Consider the following 12,125-nt stretch of genomic DNA (forward strand, 5'->3'; position numbering starts at 1 on the left):
CTCGACCGCAAAGGACATCACGTGACAGCACAGATCCTCGACGGCAAGGCGGCACTCGCCTCGATCAAGGCCGAGCTCACGGTGCGGGTGGCCGCGCTCAAGGAGCGGGGCGTCACCCCGGGCCTGGGGACCGTCCTCGTGGGCGATGACCCGGGCAGCCGCTGGTACGTCGGCGCCAAGCACAAGGACTGCGCCGAGATCGGGGTCACGAGCATCCGCCGAGACCTGCCGGCCAGCTCGAGCCTCGACGAGGTGCTCGAGGTCGTGCGTGAGCTCAACGAGGACCCGGCGTGCACCGGATTCCTCGTCCAGCAGCCGACCGGCTTGGACGAGAACAGGATCCTCTCCGCGGTGGACCCGCTCAAGGACGTCGACGGGCTGCACCCGACGAATCTGGGCTGGCTCGTCCTCGGCGAGCCGGCGCCCCTGCCCTGCACCCCCATGGGGTGCATCGAGCTGCTGCGTCGTCACGACGTGCCGATCGCGGGCGCACACGTGGTGATCGTCGGCCGCGGGATCACCGTGGGCCGGCCGCTCAGCCTGATCCTCACCCGACGCAGCGAGAACGCGACGACCGTCTCCTGCCACACCGGCACGCGTGATCTGGCGGCCGAGGTCCGTCAGGCCGACATCGTCGTGGCCGCAGCCGGCGTCCCGGGGATCATCACCAAGGACATGGTCAAGCCCGGCGCTGCCGTGCTCGACGTGGGCGTGAGCCGGATCGTGGCCGAGGACGGCAGGTCCAAGGTCGCGGGCGACGTCGCGGCGGACGTGGCCGAGGTCGCTGGTTGGGTCAGCCCCAACCCCGGCGGGGTCGGCCCGATGACCCGGGCGATGCTGCTGACCAATGTCGTCGAGGCGGCGGAGCGCAGCCTGGCATGAGCGATCCGGGTGCTGGAGAGCGTGAGGACGGGGGCGTGGGTGCCCACGCCCAGCGTCGTCCTGCTCTCGACACCCGACCGCTGGCAGCGTGGTGGGTGATCTTCGCGGGCCTGGTCGTCGGGCTGCTCTTCGTGCTCACCGACCACATGCTCCGGGCGACGGTGTCCCTCGGGGGTGCGCTCCTGCTGGCGGCCGTGCTCCGCGTGGCGCTGCCCGGGTCCAGGGTGGGCGGGATCGCCGTGCGCGGTCCCGTCGTCGACGTCGTCCTGCTCGTGTTGCTGGGCGTGGCGGTCCTGGTCTCGGGGTTCACGCTGGATCTCGCCGCACGCTGACGCGTGCCGAAGGGCCCCGCACCAGTGGTGCGGGGCCCTTCGGCAATCTGTCAGGCGGGACTGGCTGACGGTCCAGCGCATGCCACCAGACCCTGCATTGCCCTAGGGCAATGCAGGGTAGGGCCGGTCAGCCCTTGATGAGACCGAGCTTGGTCACGGCCTCACGCTCCTCGGCGAGCTCTGCGACGGAGGCGTCGATCTTGGCGCGCGAGAAGTCGTCGATCTCGAGGCCCTGGACGATCTCCCACTTGCCGTCCTTGACGGTGACGGGGAAGGAGGAGATGAGGCCCTCGGGGACGCCGTAGGACCCGTCGGAGCAGACCGACATGGAGACCCAGTTGTCCGCGGGGGTGCCGAGGGCCCAGTCACGGGCGTGGTCGACGGTCGCGGAGGCGGCGGAGGCGGCCGAGGACGCGCCCCGGGCCTCGATGATCGCCGCGCCACGCTTGGCGACGGTCGGGATGAAGGTGCTCTCCAGCCACTCCTGGTCGCCCACGGTCTCGGCGGCGTTCTTGCCGGAGACCTCGGCGTGGAAGAGGTCGGGGTACTGCGTGGCGGAGTGGTTGCCCCAGATCGTCATCTTCTTGATCTCGGTGACCGGCACCCCGAGCTTGGCGGACAGCTGGCTGATGGCCCGGTTGTGGTCCAGGCGGGTCAGCGCGCTGAAGCGCTCGTTGGGGATGTCGGGCGCATTGCTCATCGCGATGAGCGCGTTGGTGTTGGCCGGGTTGCCGGTGATCGTGATGTGCACGTCGTCGGCCGCGACCTTGTTGAGGGCAGCGCCCTGCGGGGCGAAGATGCCGCCGTTGGCCTCGAGGAGGTCACCGCGCTCCATGCCCGGGCCGCGCGGACGGGCGCCCACGAGGAGGGCGTGGTTGACGCCGTCGAAGACCTTTTCGGCGTCGTCGCCGATCTCGACGCCCGCGAGCGTCGGGAAGGCGCAGTCGTCGAGCTCCATGACGACACCCTCGAGGGCCTTCAGGGCCGGGGTGATCTCGAGCAGGCGCAGCTCGACGGGGGTATCGGGGCCGAAGAGGGACCCACTGGCAATGCGGAAGAGAAGGCTGTAGCCGATCTGGCCGGCGGCGCCGGTGACGGCGACCTTGACGGGAGTGGTGCTCACGAGAAGTCGTACCCCTTAGTGCGGTGATTGGGCAGCAGATACGGGGTCGACCCTACTCCGCAGCCGGGACCCGAGGTCATCCCCGTCCGTCAACCGAGCTCGATCAGGGCGACCGGGGCGGTGGTCGGCTGCGGTGATCCGGCAGCCGGCTCCGTGGTCAGGCCGACGCCCGCTGCACCGTCGACATCGCCCTCGAGGAGCATCTCGCCGTCGGTGGAGGTCATGATGCCGGCCGGGACCATGGAGCCGGAGGAGTCCTGGAGCCACGCCTGGTAGGCCTTGCCGCTCCCGGGGTCCGCCAGCCCCTCGACCCGCAGCACGGCCTTGCCCAACTGGTCGGAGCGAACCACGCGGACCGTGCCCCCGTCCGCCGTGGTCGTCTGCCAGCTCTGGGCATCGGCGGCAGCCAGGACCTCGTCCGCGGCGCTCGTGGTGACCTGCTCCACGACCTGCCACGTGACTCCGCCGCCGACGACGAGTGCGGCGGCAGCGGCCAGCGCGGCCCACTGTCGGCTCACCCGGCGACGAAGGGGGACGACGGTCGCCCCCTCGGTGGGCGCTGTGGCAACGGGCTCTACGACGGCCGGCTCTGCGACAGCAGGCGCCTCAGCGGCGGGCTCGTCGACGACCGGCGGGTCCTGGCGGGTGGTGCGGATGGCCGCCATGATGTCGGCGCGCAGTGCCGGGGGAGGGGTGACGGCAACGGTCTCGGCGAGCAGCGGGGTGACTGCGCGCAGGGAGTCGACCTCGTCGCGGCAGCTCTCGCACCGGTCGAGGTGCACCTCGAAGTCAGCGCGCTCCTGATCGCTCAGGGCATCGACAGCATAGGCACCGGAGAGGCTGTGCAGATCCTCGCTCATGGTGTCACTCCCAACTGGTCCCTCAGACGGATGAGTCCGTCGCGAATGCGTGTCTTGGCGGTGCCGAGCGGCAGGTCCAGCAGGCTCGCCACCTCGGTGTGCGTGTAGCCGCCCAGGTAGGCGAGGCTGACGGCCTCGCGCTGGACCTGGGTCAGGCCGTCGAGCGCGGAGCGCACCCTGCGGGCCTCGATCCTGGCGGTGGCCAGCTCCGCCGTGGTGTCGAAGGCGACATCGCGGCTGCGTGCGTGCCAGCTGTCGTCACGGACCGTGGCCGACTGGCTGGAGCGGACCCGGTCCACGGCTCTGCGGTGGGCCATCGTCAGCAACCAGCCGATCGCCGACCCCTTGTGCGGGTCGAAGCGGCTGGCTCCCCGCCAGACCTCGAGGTAGACCTCCTGCGTGACCTCCTCCGACTGGGAGGGATTGCGCAGGACCCGCAGGACCAAGCCGTGCACCCGCGGTGCCGTCTCGTCGTAGAGGGCGGCGAAGGCATCCTCGTCCCCCTTCGCCACCTGACGAAGACGGTCGGCGAGCTGCTCGCCGGCCCCCCGACCAGGCGCCCGATCGACCACGGAGGGGTCGTACGGGGCGTCGTGGTCGGGGGGTGGAGGCACGAGGTACATGATGCCTTCTCAGGTCACCCTGTGGTCAGTCAGGGTTACTTGGCGGTCGGCATGAGGACGCCGTCGATGATGTAGACGGTCGCGTTGGCGGTCTGCACGTCGCCGCAGACCACGGCGGCCTCGCCGACGGTGAAGTCCTCGCCAGAGCCCTCGACGGTGATCGTGTCACCGGCGAGCGTCTCGTGGGTGCCGGCCAGGTCCTCGGGGGCCAGACGACCCTCGACGACGTGGTGGGTGAGCACGGTCGTCAGCAGACCCTTGGGGTCGCCCATGGCCTTGTCCATCGTGGCCTTGTCCATGGCGGCGAAGGCGTCGTTGGTGGGGGCGAAGACGGTGATGTCCTTCGCGGAGTTGAGCGTCGAGCCCAGGTCGGCCTTGGTCACCGCGGTGACGAGGGTCTTCAGCGCGGGGTTGTTGCTCGCGGCGGTGGCGACCGGGTCGGTGGCCATGCCATCGAAGGACCCCTTGCCGGACTTCGGCACGGAGGCGCAGCCGTCGCCGAAGGGAGCGGAGGCCTTGTCGGCCATCGGCGACGAGCTCATCGAGTCGCTCGGCGTCGAGCTGGATGCGGCGCTCGAGGAGCTGCTGCTGCCGGAGCCCGAGTCCGTGCCACCACATGCGGTGAGGGCGAAGGGGAGGGCGATCGCGGCGAGCGTGGCGGCCGTGCGGGTCGTGGTCATGCGGATCATGTCTGCCTCCAGAAGGCGTGGATGGGAAGAGGTGCGAGAGGGGTTCGGAGCTGCGGCGCAACCGGATTGGATCCCTGCGGAGCTTGCGCGGCAAGCGTCGCGACGGCGGGTTGGATCCCTGAGGAGCTTGCGTAGCAAGCGTCTCGAAGGGTCAGTCGGTGACGGTGACGGCAGACCGGTGCCAGCCCGTGGCGCCCGCGGGGAACGGAGCCTCGATGTCCTGCGTCTGGAGCTGTCCGTCGCCGTCGGTCGCGCGGGCGACGAAGTCGTGCCGACCGGGAGTGGCGTTCCACGGGAGGAACCACTGGCGCCAGCAGTCGACGTCGGCCTCGGCGCCGAGGGTCGCGCGCTGCCAGGGACCGTCGTCGACGCGCACCTCGACCTTGCTGATGCCCCGGCGCTGCGCCCAGGCCACGCCGCCGATGACGGTGCGCCCGGGAGCGATGCGGCGCAGGGCCCGAGGAGTGTCGATGCGGGCCTGGGTGTGAACGCGACCGTCGGTGGCCCAGTCGCGGTCCGTCCAGTAGGCGCTCGCGGCGTCGTAGCGGGTGACGGTCATCCGGGTCAGCCACTTGGTCGCGCCGACGAAGCCGTAGAGGCCGGGTGTGACGAGCCGGGCAGGGAAGCCGTGCTCGCGGGGGAGGGTCGTGCCGTTCATCCCCACGGCGACGAGCGCGTCACGGTCGTCGAGCAACGCCGACAGCGGCGTGGAGATCGTCATGCCGTCGGTCGACGTGGAGAGCACCTGCAGGGCTGGGTCCTTGGGGTCGACGTCCAGACCGGCGCGGGCCAGCAGCTCGCGGGTGGGGACACCCAGCCACCGGGCATTGCCGATGAGAGGGCCCCCCACCTCGTTGGAGACGCAGTTGAGCGTGATGTCGCGCTCGACCATCGGCAGGCCGAGCAGCTCGTCGATGTCGAGGGAGAAGCCCTTGGGCACGTCGCCGTCGATCGTCAGCCGCCAGTCGCCGGGGTCCACGTTGGGCGCCAGCAGCGCGGTGTCGATGCGGTAGAACTCCCGGTTGGGCGTGACGAAGGGAGCGATCCCCGCCTTGCCGAGGTCGACCCCCTTCGCCAGGGGTGGCAGGGGCGTGGCAGGCGTCGGGAGGGCGAGCGTCGCGGGCCGGCTGCGGGAGATCAGTCCCTGTCCGGCGGCGCCGAGGGCGAGAGCCGCAGCGCCGGTGCCCCCGAGGGCGAAGAGCCTGCGTCGGGTGGGCTGGTCGGGCCGGCCGTGGGCGGCCTCGGACGGGACCACCCGGGTGACGAGCCAGTCCAGGGTCAGCACGCCGACGACCGCGGCCACCAGGGCCGGGAGCCAGGCCAGCGTGTCAGCGGTGGGTCGCAGCACCGCAGCCGCTCCCGCGAGCCCCGTGAGCACGAGCAGCAGACCCGTCGCCAGGAGCCGGGAGCGAGGACGCACGGCTCCGGCGACGGCAGCGAGCAGCAGGGTGACGACGGCGACGGACCCGATGAGCACCGGCTTGTCCGCCGTGCCGAAGGTCCCGACAGCCCACTCCTTGACCGGCGTCGGCGTCGCGTCGATGACCTGGCTGCCGACCGCCAGCACGGGCGAGGAGGGCGGGGAGGTCAGGGCCGCGACGAGGTGCGCCGCCGCCGTGCCCAGGGTTGCCGCGAGGACTCCGCAGGCGGCAGCGGGTGCGATCCGAGATCTCATGTCGGGGGTTCGGAGCACTGGCCGCCCCCGGATGGGCGCCGTCGCGCAGGACGACGGACGTCGTGGTCCGGCGCGACGGCGCCCGCCACACGACAAGGGGTGCTCCGGCACGAAGCCGGCGCGCCCCCTTCGTCCATGTGGATCAGCCTCAGACGCCCTCGATGTCGATCTCGGCGCGGTTGACGCCGGTGATGACAGCGTAGGTCGCACCGGCGATGGCCGCACCCACGATCGGGGCGAGCCAGAAGGCCCACAGCTGGCCGGCGGCGCCGTCCTGGAAGAAGGCGACGGCGGTCGAGCGGGCCGGGTTGACCGAGGTGTTGCTGATCGGGATCGAGATGAGGTGGATCAGCGTCAGGCTCAGACCGATCGCGATCGGGGCGAAGCCGACCGGTGCTCGCTCGTCGGTGGCGCCGAGGATCACGTAGAGGAAGAACCCGGTCAGGATCGCCTCGGCGATGAGCACGGCGGCCAGCGAGTAGCCACCTGGGGAGTGGATGCCGTAGCCATTGGCCGCGAAGCCGGCGCTCGCGTCGAAGCCCTCCTTGCCGCTGGCGATCACGAAGAGCGCGCCACCGGCGACGAGACCCGCGACGACCTGCGTGACGACGTAGGCCGGCACGTCCTTCCACTCGAAGCGCCGGCCGGTGGCCAGGCCGATGGTGACGGCGGGGTTGAAGTGGCCGCCGGAGACGTGACCGACGGCGTAGGCCATCGTGAGCACGGTCAGGCCGAAGGCGAGGGCGACCCCGACGAAGCCGATGCCGAGACCGGTGTCCTTGCCGTCGACGAGGTGCTGGGCGGCGAAGATCGCCGACCCGCAGCCGCCGAAGACGAGCCAGAAGGTGCCGAGGAACTCGGCGCCGAGTCGGTGGACCAGGGAGTGGTGCATTCAGGCTCCTGTCGTGGTGATGGTCGCCCCGATCGTCGATCCGGGCACGGCGAGCATCCTAGACAGCGGGTGGACCACCCGCAGGACGAAGGGAGGGCCCCGGCGGTTGCCGGGGCCCTCCGTGGGTCGTGCTCACCCCGGCGAGCGGGGTGAGCGGTCAGAGCGCGTCGATGATCGCGTTGAGCGTGCTGCTCGGACGCATCGCGGCCTCGACCTTGGCGGCGTCCGGCTTGTAGTAGCCGCCGAGGTCGACCGGGGAGCCCTGGGCGCCGATGAGCTCCTCGTTGATCTTCGCCTCGTTGGCCGCCAGCTGCTCGGCGACGCCGGTGAAGCGCTCCTTGAGCTCGGCGTCGGTGTCCTGGGCAGCGAGTGCCTGTGCCCAGTACAGGGCCAGGTAGAAGTGGCTGCCGCGGTTGTCGATCTGCCCGATCTTGCGGGCGGGCGACTTGTTTTCCTCCAGGAAGGTCGCGATCGCCGTGTCGAGCGTGTCGGCGAGCACCTGGGCCTTGGGGTTGTCGAAGTGCGTCGCGAGGTGCTCGAGGGAGGCGCCCAGCGCGGAGAACTCACCGAGCGAGTCCCAGCGCAGGTAGTCCTCCTTGACGAACTGCTGGACGTGCTTCGGTGCGGAGCCGCCGGCACCGGTCTCGAAGAGGCCGCCACCCGCGAGCAGGGGGACGATCGAGAGCATCTTGGCGCTCGTCCCGAGCTCGAGGATCGGGAAGAGGTCGGTGAGGTAGTCGCGCAGCACGTTGCCGGTGACCGAGATGGCGTCCTTGCCGGCGCGGATCTGCTCGAGGCAGTAGGTCACGGCCTCGACCGGCGGGAGGATCTTGATGTCCAGGCCCTCGGTGTCGTGCTGCTGGAGGTACTCGCCCACCTTGGCGATGACCTGCGCGTCGTGGGCGCGCTGCTCGTCGAGGAAGAACACGGCCGGCGAGCCGGTGGCGCGGGCCCGGGTGACGGCGAGCTTGACCCAGTCCTGGACGGGGATGTCCTTGACCCGGCTCATCCGCCAGATGTCGCCCGCCTCGACGGTGTGCTCGAGGAGGACCTCACCCGCGGAGCTGGTGACGGTGACGGTGCCGTCCTGCGGGATCTCGAAGGTCGTGGGGTGCGAGCCGTACTCCTCGGCCTTCTGCGCCATGAGGCCGACATTGGGCACGGTGCCGATGGTGGCCGGGTCGAGGGCGCCGTTGCGCTTGTGCTCCTCGAAGACCGCGGCGTACATCGGGCCGTAGGAGCGGTCGGGGATGAGCGCGAGCGTCTCGGACTGCCCACCCTCGGCGTTCCACATCTGACCCGAGTCGCGGATGACGACCGGCATCGAGGCGTCGATGATGACATCGCTCGGCACGTGGAGGTTGGTGATGCCCTTGTCGGAGTCGACCATGGCCAGGGCCGGGCGCTCGGCGGACAGTGCCTCGATGTCGGCGCGGATCTCGTCGCGCTTCGCGGCGGGCAGCTTCTCGATCTGGGTGTACAGCGAGGCGAGGCCGTAGCGCAGGTCGACACCGGCCTCGGCGAGGGCCTCGGCGTGCTTGTCGACGAGGTCGCCGAGCCAGGCAGCGACACCGTGGCCGAAGAGGATCGGGTCGGAGACCTTCATCATCGTGGCCTTGAGGTGCAGCGAGAGCAGCAGGCCCTCGGCGCGGGCGGCCTCGATCTGCTCGGCGTAGAAGGCCCGCAGTGCCTTCGCCGACATGAAGGTGGCGTCGACGATCTCGCCCTTGGTCACCGGGACGGAGTCCTTGAGGACGACCTCGGTGCCGTCCGCTGCAGCCAAGGTGATCGTGAGGGTGTCGTCGGCGGGGACGACGACCGACTTCTCGTTGCCGTAGAAGTCGCCCTCGGTCATCGAGGCGACGCGCGCCGTGTTGTCCGCGGTCCACGGGCCGAGGCGGTGCGGGTGCTTCTTCGTGAAGTTCTTCACGGCCAGGGGGGCGCGACGGTCGGAGTTGCCCTCGCGCAGCACGGGGTTGACGGCGGAGCCGAGGACATTGGCGTAAGCCGCGGCGACCTGCTTGTCCTCGTCGGTGCTGGGGGAGTCCGGGTAGTCCGGCAGGTCGTACCCCTGGCCCTGCAGCTCGGCGATGGCCGTCTTGAGCTGCGGCACGGAGGCAGAGACGTTGGGCAGCTTGATGATGTTGGCCTCGGGCGTCCCGGCAAGCTCGCCGAGCGCGGCGAGGTTGTCGGGGACGCGCTGCTCGTCGGTGAGGCGGTCGGGGAACTGGGCGAGGATGCGGCCGGCGAGCGAGATGTCGCTGGTCTCGAGCTCCACCCCGGTACCTGAGGTGAAGGCCTGGACGATCGGCAGCAGGGAGTAGGTCGCCAGCGCGGGCGCCTCGTCGATCTTGGTCCAGATGATCTTCGCGGTCATGTGTGTCCCTCCGTGGGATGTGGGGTGGGTCTCCCCGTGATTCTCCCACGGGCCCGAAGGGGGGTGCTCGCGGCTCCGTGTGCTGCTCTGTTTGCCGCTGACTTGCCGGTAAAGGCCTAGTCAAGAAGAGTAAGCAGTTGGTAAGGTCCCGTATCGGGGCTCAGGACCGGGGAGGTTTCTGAGGCCGTGCCCGGGCGATTGGCGCCTTGGCTGCTGGGAGGGGCTGCGGTGCAGATCGAGAGCATGATGTTCGTGGGCTGGGTGGCGCTACCCGTCACGGCCTATGTGATGGGGCGGATGTTGATCCGGAGGTCCAACCGGCTCACCGCCGAGCATCCCCACATGGATGCCACCACCCGCCTGGCGCAGATGCGCGAGCGCACCCTGGACAGCGCTGTGACCCGAGGCCGGATGGCCGAGGCCATCCGCCTTGCTGACGGGCCCCAAGGACCTGGCGCACTGACCACCACGCACCGGGGCTGACGTGGTCGGGCCGGCACGTCTGGTCCACCCTGATGTCGGTGCGGGTCGTGCCGCTCTGCGTCCTCTCCAGGGGATGCTCGCGGTCACCGACCTGCTCGTGATCCTCTGGGCGACCTTCGGTGCGCAGGTCGTCCGCTTCGGCATCGACGGGCGCGGCAGCGATGTCGCGGCGAGCGCGGACAGCTTCACCCTGAGCTACACGACCTTCAGCGCCGGTCTGGCGCTCGTGTGGTGGCTGGCGCTGCGCGTCAACGGCGCCTACGAGGCGCACATCCTGGGTCACGGAGCAGCGGAGTACCGGATCATCGCCGAGGCGACCCTGTGGGTCTTCGCGGCGGTCGCGATGCTCGCCTTCGCCCTGAAGGTGGACCTGGCCCGTGGCTACATCCTGCTGGCGCTGCCGGCCGGGATCGTCGGCCTGTGGGTGGCCCGTCGCCTGTGGCGCACCTGGCTCGGTGGTCGTCGCGTGGCCGGCGACCTCAGCCACGACGTGCTCGTCGTCGGGCACGAGAGCTCGGCCCACCAGCTCGTCCGGGTCTTCGCCGCGGTACCCGAGGCGGGCTACCGCGTCATCGGTGTCTGCGGCGCGAGCGAGGGCCAGGCCATCGAGGGGATACCCGTCCTCGGGCGTGAGCGGGACGCCGGTCGTGTGGCCATCGAGCTGGGCGTCGATGTCGTGGCGTGCGCCGACGGCCACGGGCTGGGGAGCACCGGTCTGCGCCGACTCGGGTGGGCTCTCGAGGGCAGCGGTATCGACCTCGTCGTGTCACCCGGGCTGACCGAGATCGCCGGCCCGCGCGTCCTCACGCGCCCGGTGGCCGGTCTGCCGCTCCTCCACGTGGAGGCGCCCACCTTCTCCGGGCCCAAGCTGGCGATGAAGTCCATCATCGACTGGATCGGTGCCCTGCTGCTGGCCGTGGCCTTCTCTCCCGTCCTGCTCGTGGTCGCTGCGCTGATCAAGCTGCACGACGGGGGGCCGGTCTTCTTCCGGCAGGAGCGCGTGGGCCTGGACGGCCAGACCTTCCTCATGACGAAGTTCCGGTCGATGGACGTCGACGCCGAGGACCGTCTGGAGGACCTGCGCCGGGCGCAGGTCTCCGACCGGGACCGTGGTGTCCTCTTCAAGCTGGAGGACGACCCACGGGTGACACCGATCGGCCGCTTCATCCGTCGCTACTCGATCGACGAGCTGCCCCAGCTCTTCGACGTGCTCGCCGGCAAGATGAGCCTCGTGGGGCCTCGGCCCCCGCTGCCGGCCGAGGTGTCGCAGTACGACGGTGACGTGCGTCGACGGCTGCTCGTGCGGCCGGGCATGACCGGTCTGTGGCAGATCAACGGCCGCAGCGACCTGTCGTGGGAGGAGTCGGTGCGCTTCGACCTCTACTACGTGGAGAACTGGTCGGTCGCCCAGGACATGATCATCCTGTGGCGCACGATCGCGGCCGTGGTGGCCAAGGACGGGGCCTACTGATGGTGACGGACGTGCGACGGCGATGGAGTGCTCCCTTCCGTCCACGCAACTACCGGGCGGCTTGGTCGACGTTGACGACCAGCAGGCGACCGGTCGATGCCTTGGACCGGTACGTCCGGGGGAGCGGTGACTACCCCTGGACGGTCACGCTCCGCACACCGATCGGCCCGCTGGACCTGCTCGTGCCCCACGCGCACGACGTGCGCACGGTCAACGAGGTCTTCCACCGTCACGACTACGGGACCGGCCGCCCGGAGGTCGTCGTCGACATCGGCGGCAACATCGGCATCAGTGCCGCCTACTGGCTCAGCCGCTCGGCCACGAGCCGGGTGCACGTCTGGGAGCCGGTGCCCCACAACCTGGAGACCCTGCGGCACAACGTCGCTCCCTTCGGGGACAGGTGCGTCGTGCACGAGGCGGCACTCGCGCCGGTGGCCGGACCGGCCACCTTCCTCATCGATCCGGTGGGCCGCTACAGCGGGCTCGCCGAGTACCAGTCCACGACCGAGGGCCGGGTGGCCGTCGAGGTCCGGTGCGAGGCCGTCGCCGACGCGCTCACCGCAGTCCTCGAGCGGGAGGGACGCATCGACCTGGTCAAGGTCGACACCGAAGGGAGCGAGGACGCGATCGTCGCCGCCATCCCGACCCACCTGCGCGCGAGCATCGGGGAGATCGTCCACGAGTACCCGGGCGGGGTGCGCCGCATCCGCAACTGATG

12 protein-coding genes are annotated in these 12,125 nt (G+C 70.5%); 5 read left to right on the forward strand and 7 right to left on the reverse strand.

Features of this window, described 5'->3' with window-relative positions; translation table 11 throughout:
- Nucleotides 1–21: 21 nt before the first annotated feature.
- Nucleotides 22–882 (forward strand): bifunctional methylenetetrahydrofolate dehydrogenase/methenyltetrahydrofolate cyclohydrolase, encoded by an 861-nt coding sequence (locus EXU32_RS02655; protein WP_130628503.1) that lies wholly within the window; start codon nt 22–24, stop codon nt 880–882.
- Nucleotides 879–1,214 carry a DUF3017 domain-containing protein gene (locus EXU32_RS02660; protein WP_130628504.1) on the forward strand — a complete coding sequence of 112 codons (336 nt, stop codon included), beginning with the start codon at nt 879–881 and terminating at the stop codon, nt 1,212–1,214. Before EXU32_RS02655 ends, EXU32_RS02660 begins: the two co-directional genes overlap by 4 nt.
- Before the next feature lie 127 nt (nt 1,215–1,341).
- On the opposite strand, the gene EXU32_RS02665 is transcribed toward EXU32_RS02660, so the two are convergent.
- The 7 genes from EXU32_RS02665 to EXU32_RS02695 all read right to left on the reverse strand — a co-directional run bounded on the left by EXU32_RS02665 (nt 1,342) and on the right by EXU32_RS02695 (nt 9,453).
- Nucleotides 1,342–2,337, reverse strand: a complete 996-nt coding sequence (locus EXU32_RS02665; protein WP_130628505.1) for a malate dehydrogenase — start codon at nt 2,335–2,337, stop codon at nt 1,342–1,344.
- 89 nt (nt 2,338–2,426) lie between these two features.
- Nucleotides 2,427–3,197, reverse strand: a complete 771-nt coding sequence (locus EXU32_RS02670; RefSeq protein ID WP_130628506.1) for an anti-sigma factor — start codon at nt 3,195–3,197, stop codon at nt 2,427–2,429.
- Nucleotides 3,194–3,769 carry an ECF RNA polymerase sigma factor SigK gene (gene sigK / locus EXU32_RS02675; protein WP_242612947.1) on the reverse strand — a complete coding sequence of 192 codons (576 nt, stop codon included), beginning with the start codon at nt 3,767–3,769 and terminating at the stop codon, nt 3,194–3,196. The genes EXU32_RS02670 and sigK overlap by 4 nt, the downstream gene beginning before the upstream one ends.
- Nucleotides 3,770–3,855: 86 nt before the next feature.
- Nucleotides 3,856–4,509 carry a fasciclin domain-containing protein gene (locus EXU32_RS02680; RefSeq protein WP_207233865.1) on the reverse strand — a complete coding sequence of 218 codons (654 nt, stop codon included), beginning with the start codon at nt 4,507–4,509 and terminating at the stop codon, nt 3,856–3,858.
- A gap of 151 nt (nt 4,510–4,660) precedes the next feature.
- Nucleotides 4,661–6,184: a molybdopterin-dependent oxidoreductase gene (locus EXU32_RS02685; RefSeq protein ID WP_130628508.1), complete on the reverse strand. Its 1,524-nt coding sequence runs from the start codon at nt 6,182–6,184 to the stop codon at nt 4,661–4,663.
- A gap of 148 nt (nt 6,185–6,332) precedes the next feature.
- Nucleotides 6,333–7,076, reverse strand: a complete 744-nt coding sequence (aqpZ, locus tag EXU32_RS02690; RefSeq protein WP_130628509.1) for an aquaporin Z — start codon at nt 7,074–7,076, stop codon at nt 6,333–6,335.
- A gap of 157 nt (nt 7,077–7,233) precedes the next feature.
- Nucleotides 7,234–9,453, reverse strand: coding sequence for an NADP-dependent isocitrate dehydrogenase (locus EXU32_RS02695; protein ID WP_130628510.1), 2,220 nt, complete (start codon nt 9,451–9,453; stop codon nt 7,234–7,236).
- 228 nt (nt 9,454–9,681) lie between these two features.
- Here EXU32_RS02695 and EXU32_RS02700 point away from each other — a divergent pair, with 228 nt between their 5' ends.
- The 3 genes from EXU32_RS02700 (at nt 9,682) to EXU32_RS02710 (ending at nt 12,123) form a co-directional block, all read left to right on the forward strand.
- A complete protein-coding gene (locus EXU32_RS02700) occupies nt 9,682–9,936 on the forward strand; it encodes a hypothetical protein (RefSeq protein ID WP_130628511.1) in 255 nt (84 codons plus the stop codon).
- A 73-nt stretch (nt 9,937–10,009) separates the two neighbouring features.
- Nucleotides 10,010–11,407 (forward strand): sugar transferase, encoded by a 1,398-nt coding sequence (locus tag EXU32_RS02705; protein WP_130628512.1) that lies wholly within the window; start codon nt 10,010–10,012, stop codon nt 11,405–11,407.
- 101 nt (nt 11,408–11,508) lie between these two features.
- Nucleotides 11,509–12,123, forward strand: coding sequence for an FkbM family methyltransferase (locus EXU32_RS02710; protein ID WP_165399546.1), 615 nt, complete (start codon nt 11,509–11,511; stop codon nt 12,121–12,123).
- Nucleotides 12,124–12,125 lie beyond the last annotated feature (2 nt).

Source organism: Janibacter limosus (assembly GCF_004295485.1).
Taxonomy (GTDB): domain Bacteria; phylum Actinomycetota; class Actinomycetes; order Actinomycetales; family Dermatophilaceae; genus Janibacter; species Janibacter limosus_A.